This is a genomic window from Serratia sp. T13T92 (assembly GCF_047530105.1).
Classification (GTDB): Bacteria; Pseudomonadota; Gammaproteobacteria; order Enterobacterales; family Enterobacteriaceae; genus Chania; species Chania fonticola.
In genome coordinates, this window is record NZ_JBLJAK010000008.1 from 37,324 (window position 1) to 51,387 (window position 14,064).

Sequence of the window (14,064 nt, forward strand, 5' to 3'; positions counted from 1 at the left end):
GCCCGATCATCGGGTGGTGTAAAGGGGTTAGCCGCCCGCCGTAGTCACTCTGCGATAAGTAATGTTCGATGTGATTGACTGTTTTGGCGGGAGGCTAAATGAAAAAGGCCACGCATAAGCGCAGCCGTTCTGCCAAGAAATTGGCTGGGTATTACTCAGATTGTGATCCTGCTTATCTCGGTCCTGGTTCGCTGGAATATGTAAGACCAGTTCCTATCCTCGCTTACAATTGGCGGAGGCTTGCCAGATTTGCCACACTCCGCAGTGGCCGCGCCCATGCCCTTGGGCATATGTCGGGGTCGTTTCAGACTTCCCCCAACTGTAACCGGTGTGCAATTGGCCATCACACTGTACTACCGGGACTGATTCGCTCATTAACCCTAACGCGGAGAATCACTCCGGCTCCCTATTTAGGACTCGGGACCACATCATGACAGTGGCTTGCGCGCCTTACGGCTCGTGCGGTCTATCCGTTTATGGATGCATATATCGGTCTCCAACCTCCAGAAACGACAAGACCCCGCCGAAGCGAGGTCCTTTGCACCAATTGCAATATTGGCAAAATATCAAAATCACATTAAATATGGCTTATTTTGTTCGGTTTTGCAAGCATCATGATGCTAAATGTTTTGATCGTGATTTGATCCTCTTATCTGCTGTCCACTTTAATGATCCCGCATCCAATGCTTCCACAAGGGATAGCATGGTATTCCAGTGCCCGCCGTAGGTTTCAGACCAGGTTGATTTGCTCACCCCTGATAGCTCCGCCAACTTCGTGTGGCTGTATTCCTTTGGATGCCCTTTTATCTCACTGGCCACGACCTGCACGGCCAGCAGCGTCAGGCTCTGCATCCGGAGCTTAACCTTTTTGCTGATCTTACCAGGGCACTGGGCTGAAAATTGCGCCCAAATATAGGGCACCACCAATAACTGGTTATGGTGATAGCTATAGTCGCCATAGCAATACCGGATCCACGCTTCCTGATGCGTCTCAAGAACGGAAATCGCCCGGCGCCATGAGCTAGTGCAATATGTCAGCTCTTCAATCGGCGGGAAGGGTTTCGCACGGGTGCGGGTCTCCGGGCAATGAATAGGATCGGTATCTGGGCAAACCTTGCGGTTGCCGACTATCACAGTACGGTGGCGCTGGCGTTTGAACCGCGTGGTGTGCGCCAGTGCCGCACCCTCGAATGCTGCCAGTTGTCCTTTGGTCATCCCGTGGATATCGGCCAGGGCCAACGATACAGCGCCGCGAACATACTCCAGATATTGCTGATTCATTTTTTTGCCCCGCGCTTGTTTGCTGTGACGATTGCCCCGATGCCGTACGCCCGATCGAGCGTTCTGGCCAGGTGATAGAGTTGACTACCGTGTTCCGCCTCCCATGCCGCCACATCGTCATGCAGCTTGTTGTGGCACTCCCTGGTGAGAGGAATGGCGAAAATATCGTGTGGTTTGGTGCCGGTACCGCCGAATCCCTGATCGATGATGTGGTGCGGGTCATCCGCCGGGCGCCCACAACCACAACAGCACACCTGCGATTTAACCCACTGGGTATACTTCTCGCACTCCCAGCGCTTCATCTTCGGTCGCAGCATAAAGCCCGCTGGTGGCTCGGGATCGACATCGACCGCCAGCACCGGCTTAATCTGCTCTACGTAGTCATTGATGATTTCCGCCGGCGCCCGTTCCCACACAATATCCGCCTCTTTCCGGGTGCCGGTAGGTACCTCGGCTGGTGGCAGGCGCAAAGAGAACCTGGCTACGGATTCCGGCAGCAGATCGGAAACCTGCGTCATAACGGCCCACCAGCACAGCTCCGGAAGGCTCAACTGGTGGTTTTCGTCAAAGCGGAAATGCGTGCGGGCCCGGAACAAGACGAAATCCGCCACATTCCGGGCTGCCAGCGCATCAAGTGCCGGTAGCGTCTGATTGGCAATAGCGTGCTCATGGTGCCAGCACAAGCGAACAGCGCCGACGCCGTACCGCAGCGTGCTCATGTTCCGATCGTGATAATCGTCAGCGGGCGCATGCCACTGGCACTCATTCGACCGTTCTAGCCAGTCCACCAGCGCATTAATGCCACCAGCAGCAGCCAGAACCCGCTTATTGGAGAAGAAAGAGAAAAGGCGCTGATCGGCGGCTAAGTGCTGGCTGGTCACTGGCACCAGACCAGATGGTAGTGGTTTAAGCTCATCTGGTTCACTGACGACCAACAGCCGCGCCCGACCAGTGAAGTAATGGAGCAGTTCACGACCAGGGCGCAGCATTACCACGCCCAGATCACGCTGCAGGTAAGGAGTGAGCAGCATCTTCATGCAGCCACCTCCCGGCGCGGTACACACATTTCAGGCAGATTGGCACGTACCAGCGCCTCGGCGAACGGCGGCGGTACCGCATTGCCACAGCGGGCTACTTGTTTATCCTTCGCGTATTTCTTGCCCTTATAGTCCTGGTCGATGATGTACCAAGCCGGGAAGCCCTGGGCGGCGTAAAGCTCATGCGGTTGCAGCATGCGCATGCCGATATCAATGATCTGGTAATCCACACCTTCGACAGTGACCAGGCCAAAGCGATGTTTAGTGGTGACCGTCTGTAATGGCTCATCAGCAGCGTGCCCAATGTTAGTGCCGTAATACTTCAGCAGGAAGGCGCGAACCTCACCGAAGTGATTGCCACCGGCGGTTACCGTCTGCAGAGGTGCGGTAACTTCTTGCCCGATATTGGTGCCGCGCATCTTGATGAGGTTGGATGTGATCAGGGCGTGGTGATCGACGGTTGTCACTGTGTGTGCCGGTTCAGCAAGATCAGCGCCGGGGCCGGTATAGTTGCCGCCAAAGTGTTTGGCCAGGAATGCGGATACCAGTGCATGTTTATTCCCACCTGCAACCACTGTGCCTAATGGCTTATGCAGATCCAGAGATCGGGGTGCTTGCCCTTCTCTTTCGCCATAACCAACCTGAACCAGTGAAGGAGCCACCACCAGGTGCTCTGCTTTAGTCGTGACGGTTGTCAGCGGTTTATCTGCCTCATAGGCCAGGCGATCACCACCAAAGCCTGTCTGGCCAATCCGGGCAATGACTGGCGCAATAACACAGGAATGGTTTGTATTGCACAGCGTATGCATCGGCTGATCTACAGATCGCGGTTTCGCGGAGTATTTAGGGCCGCCAGCGCCAGCGATAAACGGCGTCAGTTTTGCCTCAACCATTCCCAAAGCATGCCCGTTACCGCCTGGGCGTTCTGAACTGCCCGCGGTGATAGTGGAAAGCGGTTCGTCACATTCTTGGCCGGTGGCTCCGGTGCGGAATTTGGTGATGTGTGGCGATACCAGCGCATAGCCAGGTGATTTAGTGATCGTCTGCAAAGGCTCATCAAGCGGCTGCCCGCGGAAACAGTTGTAGACCGTTTTAGTGCTTGTGTGGTTGCACTTGACGATAAACGGTGCTGGGCTGTCGATCACAAAGCGCTGGATGCCTCGGGCAATGCGGCGCAGGGTGTTCTCCGCCAGCGGGCGCTTACGCTCGAAGATGCTCGGGCACGGGATAGACCAATCAATGCACTCTGCCGCGGTGCGCCATGGCTTTAACTTGCCGCTCTGGACCTCAAACGATTTAGGATCCCCGTGGGTAGGCTCTGGCCAGACAATTGGCCGCCCGTCGCAGCGCATCAGCATGAAGAAGCGTTTACGGATGGTTGGCGCACCATAATCACAGGCCCGGAGCTCACGGTAATCGACAACATAACCCAGACCGGCAATCAGGCGGCGGTGATCGTCACTACCCTCTTCAATGCCCAAAATGTCGCAGCATTCGGCCAGCGCCGGGTGATCTGCTGCTATGCCGGTGGTCAGCATTGCCACAAACCCTGCGAAAGTCTCCCCTACTCGGTCAGGGCATGGGAAATCATTGCCGTTCTCGTCAGTGACAAGCGGTCCCCACGTCTTGAACTCCTCCACGTTTTCCATCGGAATAAATCTAGGGTTTACCCTTAAAATCCAGCGGATGATGATCCAGGCAAGGCCGCGAATCTCTTTTTTAACCGGCGCGCTGCCCTTTGCCTTGCTGAAATGACGGCAGTCGGGGCTAAACCATGCTAAGCCTACTGGCCGCCCAGCGGTCGCGGCAACAGGGTCGATGTCATACACCGACTCGCAATAGTGCAACGTCTCGGGGTGATTGGTTTCGTGCATCGCAATGGCGTTTTCGTCGTGGTTGATCGCAATGTCCACACTGCGGCCAGTCGCCATCTCAATGCCGGTACTTGCCCCGCCGCCACCGGCAAAATTATCTACTGTGAGTTCCCGGATCATGCTGTTGCTCCCATTGCGGCGGTTAAATTAGTTGCGGTCTGGATGATTTCTTCGGCTGACGTGCCTTCCAGTTTCAAGCGGTTGATGTGGCTACGCAGTTTGTTCTGCAGGTGCTCCGGCAAACTGCTGGCGGTGGCCACCTTGTCAAACAGGAAATTAACTTCCTGCGGCCAAACGGTGTTGGCAGTTTCCGGCTGAATATTTTCTGAAATATTTTGGTGTTGGATTTGTGGTGCCAAGCGCTCGGCCTCGCGACGGATCTGCGCCATAAAGGCTTCCCCCATATTTTCCAACTGGATGCGGCTCACATAGCTGGTGGCCGGGCCATTCCATGCCTTGTCGAACACGGCGATCGCACCGGCAAAGAATGCGCCGGTGGGCACCTGCTTTGCATTCGCTGGCACAAACCACTTCGGCACATCAAACCCAACACGGCCCCGGATGAAAGCGACATGATCAGCATGCTCTGGCCACCAAGTTTCTGAGGTTGCTGCTTTGATCAGGAAAACATACCGGCCACCCAGTTCACGCATAGCCATCGCGTGGGCCATGATGTGCACCATGCCGGTGATGTACTGATCTTCGTGCTGCTGGGCGCGGGAATATGGCGGGTTGCCAAATGCTGCACCATGCAGCTCTGCCAGCTTTTCTGACCAGTTCTGGGTTAAGGCGTTATCTTCGGCGGTGTAGTACGCCGGGCACTTGCTGTTTTGGCCATCAGTGAACAGGTCCAGTACAAGCGGCCCGAACATGGCATTGATACCCCAGAACAACGGATCGGGAGTGCACCACTGATCGCCAACTTCTTTCAACATGTGCTCTGGCTTGGCGCGCATCGCTGCGAGATTTTCACAATAGAAATTCATCCTGCCAACCTCCCCAGATCGTTCTCACTGGCCTGAGCCACGGCTTGTGCCCAAATGCCTGTCCATGCCCGGCGGGCGTCGTAGTCGGTCATGCGACCCAGGGAACCAGCCATTTTCTGGGCTATCTCCTCGATCTCGTTACGTGGCTTCCGGCGCTGGGTCACGATGCGCAGATAGGCATCATCGCGGGCGGTGGTGTCCACCTTCTCGACTTTCGGCAGGTCGTTGGCCCGTTCTTCCTTGACCGACAGGTAGCATTCCTCTTTGATCAGGTAGTCGAAATCCTTCTTGCGCCATGTTTTGCCGCTTGAGGTGTCTGGGCGGTCTTCCAGCATCCAGCGGCACTTCTTGGAGATGTAACGCAGGTAAGCGCCCCACTTCTCAATGTTCAGGTCGTAGTCTTTCCACAGCTTGCGCAGCTTTCCGCGGCGCTTATCCGTCATTTTGAGAACAACAGGCAGTTCGGGCAGCGTGTCGTGGAAGGTTTTCAGCACAGCCTCATAATCGATTTTTAAAGAATCGGCCTGCGGTTCGTCGGCTGGCGTAGCCAGTTGACCAACAGGTTTTATTACTGATGGATCTTGTTTTGAATTTACTGACGGATCGTATCCAGATTCTGGAGGGTCAAAAGCCTCGTTTTTGCCGGATTCTGAGGGGTCAGTTTTTGAGGTATCAAATTTTGATGTGTCAGATTTTGAGGTATCAGATTCTGGAGGGTGAAAGTTAGCAGCAGCTCGCAGCTTCTCTACGTTCAGTTGGGTCATGCTTGAGGTGTTGCGGTTACCCTTGCGGCGCTGCTGGCGGCTAATCCAGCCCTCTTCCACAAGCTTTGCCAGTGCTGCGCTTACCGTGCTCTCGCTCGCGCCGATCTGCCGGGCAATGGTCTTGGTGGAAGGCCAGCATAAGCCCTCATCAGACGAGAAATCAGCCAGGCGTGCCATGATGGCCACCATGGATAACTTCATGCCCGCCGCCGCGCAGCCGTCCCACACGAATGCGGTTAATTTTGTGCTCATACAACAACCTCAGTAAAACGAGTCCGGAAGATAATCAGCGGGCTGGCGCATTCCCACTCGTAACCCGGACGGCGGTATATCACTCTCTGCGTATCACGTTCGAAGCGGATCACGTTTACGGTGATTCCGTGCTGATCGCGGAAAATTCGGTTTAATTCCTGGATGTTCTCGGCCATATCAGTTGCTCCTCAATTCTGAGGCGTAGCGATCGGCGATCCACTGGATGCCGCGTGGAGTTACGCGGGTTTGGGTATAGGCGTGGCCAAAATCAGAGGAACCCGTTTTTACAGTGAACAGGCCATCACGCTGCTTGAGCGCTTGCGGTAGAAGGTTGCCAGACTGACGGAACAGAACCTTGTCACGCACCAGGGCCTCAATCATTGCCTTCTCAGGCATATCTAGTATTTTGGCCGTTTCACGTAGGCTCTTGGCACCCGCGGCATCAACGTAGTGGTCCACGAAGGCCACCTTCGGTGCATCGGCCTGCACCTTCTGTTCTAAGGCTGCGTTCTGCTCTGCCATATCGGCGGCAAGGCGGAGAGCCTCAGGGAGAGATTGAGGAACAGCTGGTGCTGAAGCGCTTTCCAGTTCCTGCCAGCGATCGACTACAGCGGCTGTGAACTGGGGGGATAGCCGGGCGACGAGAACCAGAGAATCGCGTTTGTTGAACCGGTACCCGATATAGGTGTTCCCGTTATGGTCAAATTCGAACTGCGCCAACGGCGCGGTTAAAAGACCAGCAGTTGCCAGGCGGTCAGCCGAACGCTTCACGTCACCGTGTTTACTCTGAACCAGCACCGCAATTTCACGGCTGCTCATTGTTGGCGTTACCGAAGTGATCAAGGTATTCATACGCCCTCCTGTTTACGCGCCAGCCACTTACCGTTATCTACCACCCAGCACGCAAACTGGTAGTTGCTGGTGACCCACTGGCCAAGTACATTGACCTCATACCGGAACGACGCCGCAGAATTATCGCCAGGCATTGCCCGGCAGCGTATTTGCGGTACTGTTGAATTTCTGGTTACAATGCTCATGCGATTTATTTCTCCACACACTGATTTAATTCGCACCCGACGCCCAGAGGCTGCAACCTTTGGGCGTCAACCTTTCTGGCCCTTGGCTTTTTTGCCAAACAGCGCCAATATCGCTCTAACCTCGGCATCACGCGCTTGCAGATGCTTGCGGTGATAGCGCATGATTTCATCGGCTTCTTTCTCATCAATAACCCCATCAGAAAGCGACTCCTGGATGATTTGATCCACATGGCCGCGACGTGCCGCCGTGCGAATGCTTTTGCTGAACAGCTCTACCTGGTCCAGTTCTTCGAACACAGGGATCTCGACCACCAGCAACCCACGGCGCCGGGCAAAATATTCCGTAAGCAAGTTGGTGCCCGAAATATCCTCCATGGCTTCCAGCTCACCGACCTCGAAGAAGCGGCAACCGTTCTTCTCATACAGATTGTTGGTGAAGGTGGTATCCGTCATGCCCAACGCACCAGCCATAGCCGAACGACCACCAGCAACTGCCTTGCACATGCTCTTCACTACGTCTTTCAAGTTTTGCTCTACCATGTTGTTTTCCTTTTGGTAGTTACGTTCATTGAACCATCGGGGTAGTCTTCGCCCGAGACTTAAATTTGTTTGGGAAATGGCTAGTTTTATAAATGTCAGGCCGCAGTTTATGTGGATGAATCCCTGTTTTTTCAGCCCATTTCAGAGCCTTTCCCACAGGGACCAATCGTTTTCCATTCACCACATCACCCAAGGCCTTCTCGTATGCAGTAGTCTCTCCTAGCAGCACACAAAGCTCTTTGAGGGTAAGTTTTTTCTCTTGCTTAAATTTCAATAAAGGGGTCATTTTGGTTTCTCATGGTCGCAAATCTCGGAGTTAGTATCCGCATAAATTCCTCAATAGTCAACAGAACGACATTCCGCGATGTGCGACCATGTTAGAAAGTAACCAGATAGGTAATTAATTTATGCATTGGTATGAACGAGCCAGAGATCTGGCCGCTCAACAGAAGGTGTCTCATGAAGCCATTGCGGAAAAAATTGGCAGAGGGAGATCAACTGTTAGCGGTTGGTTGAGCGGTGATAGAGAACCGAAACTCGATGAGATCAACATGCTTGCAAAAGCATTGGGCGTTTCTTCGCGATGGCTGCTTTTTGGCGACCCTGAAGATTTTAAGCCTATTGAAAAAACCACTCCTAGAGACGAGGTTCTTGTACCACTATGGAACAAAGACGGTCAGACAGATGAAGTGATAACCGCACCGGCGGACGTTGGCCTGAATAATCGGGCATATATCATTGAAAAAGATAGTGGTTGTGATGTTGCCCCAGCCGGAACAAGGGTTATTGTCAACATTAAATTAAACCCTGTATCAAACGACTATGTTGTTGCGAAAATTCAAGATGAGATCTCTGTTTTTAAATACTTAGAAGTTGCCGGAAAGAAATTTTTAGGTGTTGATGAACCGCGTGTCCCTTTAATAGAGATAGGTGCTGGCGTAGAAATGATCGGCGTCGCTATCTTCTTGAGCAGAAAAATTCGCAACTGATTTTCAACCTGCGGGGATTGTTCTTCGCGGGTAACCTCCTCATACAGCCCTCCTCCAACTCGCTTGAGTTCGAATATCGCCATGAAATCCCCCGTAAACCAATGACTTGTTTTTAAGTCATTGATTAAAAACATTCAAAACACCATATACTGTATATTTATACACGTGTTTATAGCGGTTTACAAATTTTTTGCCTAATCCGCTTGCTCCGCAATTCGCGACAGCATATAGTTTCCTCATATCGCGACCTTCTTCAATTCAGAGAGTCGCAAACTTGATTACCAAAGGGCAGCGTGATGAAAGCTTACCAGTGCACAACAGACCTTTTTGGAGACGTCGATCTGGGCATCAAAAATGCTGTCCTGATGTGCGTTGAGGGCCCAGCGGCTGCCACCAAAAAACTGTGTGGCCAACTGGCTAAAACCTTCGTCAGCGCCGGGTATGAAGAATACGGCGAAAAGGCTGGCGATCTGGTGGTGTTCTTCGTCGTTAAAAAATCCGGTGTGTCTGCGTTCGTGGACGCGGCAACCCAGAAAGGAGGCGCCCGTGTTGAAGCATAAAATGTGGACCTTCGAAATGAAGGGTGACCAGTTCTTCTTCACCGAGTTTGTAGACGGTCGCGAAGTAGCAACGCATGGCCCGGTGGACAAGGCAGCAGCCTCAGTGTTGGCGGTCAGCATCATCCAAGGCTTTCAGCCCCCTGCTCTGTTTGCAGAGGTTGAAAGTGAGTAAGGGCGTCCAATTAGCGGTGATACTCAGCGTGGCGTTAGGCACTGCGTTCCTTGCCATCCTGGTGATGGCTGTAATTATCGATACCGCCGGGTAACCGACCCATAACGGCCTGCTCACTCGCCCTTTTCATTAATTTTGGAAGCGGTGGAGGTAGCACTCATGAGTGAGCAGACCGTTGTGGAATCGGTTGGTGGTATTCGGGGCGTTGTCTGCCGACCACCACAACCCAATGCGAACCGTAGGGCATTTCAACCCTACCGTAGCATGTACGCCGGTCACACCGGACGCCCGCCAACGGCGTAAAACTTCCGGCGCGGATGTCCGGCGTTACTGTGGCAGTGACGGCTCGGAAGTAGACGGCTGACAGCTGGGAAAGACCAGCACACAACGATAAGAGCTCTGCACCGGATATGTGGCAAGCACCTGTGTAACTCCCGCTGGCGGCGTGGTAGTGAGGTCGCAGAGCCGACGTTACGGGCAACGCGGCGCAAGGTGGTCAAAGGCAGTGCTCTTTTCGTTGTGGCATCCGGTGATAGGCGGGCTACCTCTCCGCCCGGGGGTTCAACTCCTCCCACCACACACCTTATCCCCTACCTTGGGATAAACCGGGCCCAGGCCGCCGGATAAACGTAACCGGCACCCAACTGAAACGGTTTTTAGGGGACGCGGTCTGTTTTACAGCGTGGCGAGAGAACCGGAGATAAAGCCGTTTCAGTTGTGGTGAATGCGTAGGCTGATGCGCAAGTTGGTGAGGGGAATCGATGGGTGAAAGGCCCATCCTTTGGCGGTAGGAAAAAACACGCCTCACGATAACCGTAAAGCCGGAAAGATAGCAGCACCGGCCACCACACACTTTAGCAATGCCATCCGGGGTTATGCGGCGGCAGCCGGGTGGTGATACCGCCGAGCGGGTAAGTTCAGCGTTTAGCTTGCGATCCCCGCCACGCTGGCTGGAAGGTCAGCCCTCAACAGGCAAGAGCATTGGATAGCAACGGGCCCATTCCCCAATCTGCTATCAGCCGACCAGTGCTCTTTCCGTTGTGATGTGTACAAGCGTACTGCAGCGCCGGCCGACGCAAAGACCCGAGAATCGGCTGGGCCACAGCTACTGGTGGCCAATACCAAAACTGAGCGGCGGGAAGTAAGTGGGGGTCGCGCCCTGGTGTCACAACTCAATGCTGTGTGTAGCTTTGGCGGTCAGTCGAACTTCTTCTAACAGAGAGGTGACGACAATGTTCATAGGCTGGCCGCCCTTTTTACACATCAGGTGGCGTACTGTCCGGACCCTTAAACCTGGATAGTCTAAGAAAAACCGGAACGGTGCGCCACCTGGTGTGTGGAGAAATATGGCAGGCGATAAGTGGTATCCCTGCCAATTAATATCAACCTATTTTCTGCGAAATATTGCCGAGCCTTGGCAGGGATTCGTTTTGCCGAAAATCAGTGATGGAGAATATCGTGAGCCATTTAACTTTCAAGAACATCATTATTTATCGCCTGTCTCGGGATGTTGATTTATCGCCTGAAACTATTGAAACCCACCTGGCACCGTTCGCCCTTACGCCATGTGGCAGCCAGGATATGGCGAAAGCTGGCTGGGTTTCCCCCATGGGAAAGCGCGGAACGTCGCTATTTCATGCCGTTAACGGCCAGGTAATTCTTTGCGCTCGTAAAGAAGAAAAAATTCTTCCTGCTTCGGTAATAAAAGAAGAAGTGCAGAAGCAGATCGAAAAAATTGAAGGCGAACAGCATCGCAAGCTGAAAAAGACGGAGCGGGACCAACTGAAAGATGAGGCTTTGCAGAGCCTGCTACCTCGCGCGTTTAGCCGCTTTACTAGCGTATTCATGTGGATCGATACCGTTAACGGCCTGATTGTGGTTGATTCGCCAAGCTCTAAACGTGCCGAAGATGTCTTGGCCTTGCTACGTAAGAGCCTTGGCTCGTTGCCGGTCACCCCTTTAACGATGGAGAGCCCTATAGAGCTGACTTTAACCGAGTGGGTTAGATCTGGACAGGCTCCCGCTGGTTTCTCGCTGCAGGATGAGGCTCAACTCAAAGCCATTCTGGAAGAAGGCGGAACCATTAGCTGCAAAAAACAAGACCTGTGCGGTGATGAGGTGGCCACAAACATTGAGGCCGGAAAGCTTGTTACCACGCTGGCCCTTGAGTGGAAGGAACGGATCAGCTTTTCCATTACTGACACTGGAAGCCTCAAGAAGCTGAAGTTTTGCGATCAGTTGCTCGAGCAGAATGATGATATTGACCGTGAAGATTTTGCCATGCGCTTCGATGCTGATGTTGTTTTGATGACCGGGGAGCTATCTGCACTTATAGCCAACCTGACCGAAGTTCTTGGCGGAGAGATGGGGAAATAATTATGTCATGGATCCAAACCTTCACCGGAAAGCATTTTGATTACGCAAACCCAACAGTCGAAAGTATTTGCATCGAAGATATTGCACAAGCGTTATCTCATGAATGCCGTTTCGCTGGTCACCTACCTGAGTTTTACAGCGTCGCCCAGCACTGCGTATTAGTCAGCCAGATCGTGCCGGATGAATTTGCGCTAGAAGCCTTATTGCATGATGCCCATGAGGCCTATTGCAAAGATATTCCATCGCCACTGAAACAGCTTATTCCGGATTACCGCGGGATTGAAAACAGTATTGATTTCGTTATCCGCCATAAGTTCGGGCTACCGCCAATCCAGAGCCAACCAGTCAAGCATGCCGATCTGGTCCTGCTGGCGACCGAGCGCCGGGATCTTGATATCGATGACGCCGAGCCGTGGCCGATGCTTGCAGGCATCGCACCTTCGGACGTGATCCTGGTATGCCCCGTTAATCCGCTACAGGCCCGCACCATGTTTATGCAGCGGTTCCTGCAGCTCTCCGGCGTAAGGGGGTCCTGATGTTCGGTCTATTCCTCCTCGTCTGCTACACCTACCAGCCTTGCGATCATGTCCCACAGGGCTGGGTGTACCCGGACCACTCCAACTGCCTGGCGGATATCCACCAGCAACAGTTGCCACCCCAGTATGAATGCCTGCCGGTTGACAGCGTAATTCCAGCAGCAGTGCAGGATCAGGGAGAAAGGGAATGAAAGAGCTCAACTTTGAGCCATCCGATCCGGACAAAATGCAACTCCCCGTGGGTAAAACCTGCGGCGACTGCGGGCACATACGCCGTTGCAAGGCGATTTTCGGCCACGTCGAAACGGACACTTATTGCGATTGGTCGCCCTCGCGCGCGGTGTTCGTGGAGGCGCAGCATGAAGAGTAACGCTGCATTCCAGCCGGAAATCATTCAACTGGTCAACGCTGGCGCAATTTTCTACGTGTCGCATTCAGGCGGTAAAGACTCGCAAGCCATGTATGCGGTGATGTCACAGCATATCCCTAGCGAACAGATCGTCGTTGTTCATGCAAGCCTGGGGGAAGTGGAGTGGCCTGGTGTGATCGACCACATCACGGCGACTACTTCCCACCCGGTAAATGTCGTTCAGGCCGGTAAAACCTTCCTGGGAATGGTAGAGCGTCGCGGCATGTGGCCCAGTGCCCAACACCGGCAGTGTACCAGCGACCTGAAGCGTGGCCCGATCGAAAAATTTATACGCCAAGATATGACCAAGCGCGGCGGCGGCATCGCTGTGAACTGTATGGGCTTACGCGCTGCTGAGTCTGCCGCACGCTCACGCCGCGCTCCATTCAAGGCTAAGCCAGGGCAAACAGTTAAAGGCCGTGAGGTCTGGGAGTGGTTACCAATATTCGACCTATCCACCGCCGAGGTGTTCCAGATGATCGCCGACGCCGGGCAGAAACCATTCTGGGCCTATCAGCAGAATGAACGCCTTTCTTGCGTGTTCTGCATCATGGGAAGCCGCAATGACTTACGTCACGGTGCTGAACAAAACCAAGATCTGTACCGGCGTTATGTCGAACTGGAACGCCGGATCGGCCACACCATGTTTATGAAGGGTAAGCAGCCAGTATGGCTTGACGAGCATATAGGCATTCCTGTGAAAAATATCGAGGTACCAATATGAAAAAACTGATCACAGCAATGGATCCGCAGCGCGATGATCTCGGTTTCTGGACCCACCCTGATTTCTTTGAACCGGCAGACGGCAGAGAGTACGGCTACCCCGGCGAATTTGCAGCATGGCTAGATGCCAATCGCGTTACTGGCCTTCTTCAGTGGATGGAAAGCGATGTCACTGATGAGCAGTTGGAAGCCCTGGAAGCAGGTGATGGCGATATCAGCAAGTGGATCCCTACTCCACCAGCAGGTGAAGGCTGGTTTATCGGCTCTATCCACGATACAGAGGACGGCCCGGTATGTTACTGGCTCCGCCCCGTTGAGGGTGAGCCAACCGCCCTGGCAGACCTTATCAGCAGATGCCACGTTGAGGCGCTGAAAATCGAGTTACTCCGCCTGCACCGGGAATGCACAAAGGCAGCTCACGCTTATTTCTGCGCCTGCGATCTGGGTGAGGAACGTGTAGCAGCTGGTGAAATGTATCAGCAGATCAGGTTGGCAACTCGGCGGGGAGGTTACTGATGGGCAAAACAC

20 protein-coding genes are annotated in these 14,064 nt (G+C 53.6%); 10 read left to right on the plus strand and 10 right to left on the minus strand.

The window, feature by feature from the left end; all coding sequences use genetic code 11:
* Window positions 1-612 precede the first annotated feature (612 nt).
* From ACMV5I_RS10805 to ACMV5I_RS10850, 10 genes are all read right to left on the minus strand, one after another.
* On the minus strand, window positions 613-1,281 hold the full coding sequence (locus ACMV5I_RS10805) for a bacteriophage antitermination protein Q (protein WP_414824323.1): 669 nt from the start codon (window positions 1,279-1,281) through the stop codon (window positions 613-615).
* Window positions 1,278-2,318 (minus strand): DUF968 domain-containing protein, encoded by a 1,041-nt coding sequence (locus ACMV5I_RS10810; RefSeq protein WP_414824324.1) that lies wholly within the window; start codon window positions 2,316-2,318, stop codon window positions 1,278-1,280. The genes ACMV5I_RS10805 and ACMV5I_RS10810 overlap by 4 nt, the downstream gene beginning before the upstream one ends.
* Window positions 2,315-4,309 (minus strand): DNA cytosine methyltransferase, encoded by a 1,995-nt coding sequence (locus ACMV5I_RS10815; protein WP_414824386.1) that lies wholly within the window; start codon window positions 4,307-4,309, stop codon window positions 2,315-2,317. Before ACMV5I_RS10815 ends, ACMV5I_RS10810 begins: the two co-directional genes overlap by 4 nt.
* Window positions 4,309-5,178 (minus strand): phage N-6-adenine-methyltransferase, encoded by an 870-nt coding sequence (locus ACMV5I_RS10820; RefSeq protein WP_414824325.1) that lies wholly within the window; start codon window positions 5,176-5,178, stop codon window positions 4,309-4,311. The genes ACMV5I_RS10815 and ACMV5I_RS10820 overlap by 1 nt, the downstream gene beginning before the upstream one ends.
* Window positions 5,175-6,194: a helix-turn-helix domain-containing protein gene (locus ACMV5I_RS10825; protein ID WP_414824326.1), complete on the minus strand. Its 1,020-nt coding sequence runs from the start codon at window positions 6,192-6,194 to the stop codon at window positions 5,175-5,177. The genes ACMV5I_RS10820 and ACMV5I_RS10825 overlap by 4 nt, the downstream gene beginning before the upstream one ends.
* Window positions 6,191-6,370 (minus strand): DUF4222 domain-containing protein, encoded by a 180-nt coding sequence (locus tag ACMV5I_RS10830; protein WP_414824327.1) that lies wholly within the window; start codon window positions 6,368-6,370, stop codon window positions 6,191-6,193. Before ACMV5I_RS10830 ends, ACMV5I_RS10825 begins: the two co-directional genes overlap by 4 nt.
* 1 nt (window position 6,371) lies before the next feature.
* Window positions 6,372-7,046, minus strand: coding sequence for a phage antirepressor KilAC domain-containing protein (locus tag ACMV5I_RS10835; RefSeq protein ID WP_414824328.1), 675 nt, complete (start codon window positions 7,044-7,046; stop codon window positions 6,372-6,374).
* The gene (locus ACMV5I_RS10840; protein ID WP_414824329.1) at window positions 7,043-7,231 is read right to left on the minus strand and encodes a hypothetical protein; all 189 of its coding nucleotides are present in this window, start codon (window positions 7,229-7,231) and stop codon (window positions 7,043-7,045) included. Before ACMV5I_RS10840 ends, ACMV5I_RS10835 begins: the two co-directional genes overlap by 4 nt.
* A 66-nt stretch (window positions 7,232-7,297) precedes the next feature.
* On the minus strand, window positions 7,298-7,771 hold the full coding sequence (locus ACMV5I_RS10845) for a YmfL family putative regulatory protein (protein WP_414824330.1): 474 nt from the start codon (window positions 7,769-7,771) through the stop codon (window positions 7,298-7,300).
* 25 nt (window positions 7,772-7,796) lie between these two features.
* Window positions 7,797-8,057: a hypothetical protein gene (locus ACMV5I_RS10850; RefSeq protein ID WP_414824331.1), complete on the minus strand. Its 261-nt coding sequence runs from the start codon at window positions 8,055-8,057 to the stop codon at window positions 7,797-7,799.
* Window positions 8,058-8,178: 121 nt separating this feature from the next.
* Between ACMV5I_RS10850 and ACMV5I_RS10855 the strand changes: the two genes are divergently transcribed.
* From ACMV5I_RS10855 to ACMV5I_RS10900, 10 genes are all read left to right on the plus strand, one after another.
* On the plus strand, window positions 8,179-8,760 hold the full coding sequence (locus ACMV5I_RS10855; protein ID WP_414824332.1) for a helix-turn-helix domain-containing protein: 582 nt from the start codon (window positions 8,179-8,181) through the stop codon (window positions 8,758-8,760).
* 296 nt (window positions 8,761-9,056) lie between these two features.
* A complete protein-coding gene (locus tag ACMV5I_RS10860) occupies window positions 9,057-9,320 on the plus strand; it encodes a hypothetical protein (RefSeq protein ID WP_414824333.1) in 264 nt (87 codons plus the stop codon).
* Window positions 9,307-9,492: a hypothetical protein gene (locus ACMV5I_RS10865; RefSeq protein ID WP_414824334.1), complete on the plus strand. Its 186-nt coding sequence runs from the start codon at window positions 9,307-9,309 to the stop codon at window positions 9,490-9,492. The genes ACMV5I_RS10860 and ACMV5I_RS10865 overlap by 14 nt, the downstream gene beginning before the upstream one ends.
* A gap of 163 nt (window positions 9,493-9,655) precedes the next feature.
* A complete protein-coding gene (locus tag ACMV5I_RS10870) occupies window positions 9,656-9,856 on the plus strand; it encodes a hypothetical protein (protein WP_414824335.1) in 201 nt (66 codons plus the stop codon).
* A 1,094-nt stretch (window positions 9,857-10,950) separates the two neighbouring features.
* Window positions 10,951-11,868: a recombination-associated protein RdgC gene (gene rdgC / locus ACMV5I_RS10875; RefSeq protein ID WP_414824336.1), complete on the plus strand. Its 918-nt coding sequence runs from the start codon at window positions 10,951-10,953 to the stop codon at window positions 11,866-11,868.
* Window positions 11,869-11,870: 2 nt separating this feature from the next.
* Window positions 11,871-12,404, plus strand: a complete 534-nt coding sequence (locus ACMV5I_RS10880; RefSeq protein WP_414824337.1) for an HD family hydrolase — start codon at window positions 11,871-11,873, stop codon at window positions 12,402-12,404.
* Complete coding sequence (locus ACMV5I_RS10885) at window positions 12,404-12,595, plus strand: DUF1482 family protein (protein WP_414824338.1); 192 nt, start codon at window positions 12,404-12,406, stop codon at window positions 12,593-12,595. The genes ACMV5I_RS10880 and ACMV5I_RS10885 overlap by 1 nt, the downstream gene beginning before the upstream one ends.
* Window positions 12,592-12,774: a hypothetical protein gene (locus ACMV5I_RS10890; RefSeq protein ID WP_414824339.1), complete on the plus strand. Its 183-nt coding sequence runs from the start codon at window positions 12,592-12,594 to the stop codon at window positions 12,772-12,774. Before ACMV5I_RS10885 ends, ACMV5I_RS10890 begins: the two co-directional genes overlap by 4 nt.
* A complete protein-coding gene (locus ACMV5I_RS10895) occupies window positions 12,764-13,537 on the plus strand; it encodes a phosphoadenosine phosphosulfate reductase family protein (protein ID WP_414824340.1) in 774 nt (257 codons plus the stop codon). The genes ACMV5I_RS10890 and ACMV5I_RS10895 overlap by 11 nt, the downstream gene beginning before the upstream one ends.
* Complete coding sequence (locus ACMV5I_RS10900) at window positions 13,534-14,052, plus strand: hypothetical protein (RefSeq protein ID WP_414824341.1); 519 nt, start codon at window positions 13,534-13,536, stop codon at window positions 14,050-14,052. The genes ACMV5I_RS10895 and ACMV5I_RS10900 overlap by 4 nt, the downstream gene beginning before the upstream one ends.
* The last annotated feature ends 12 nt before the right edge of the window (window positions 14,053-14,064 follow it).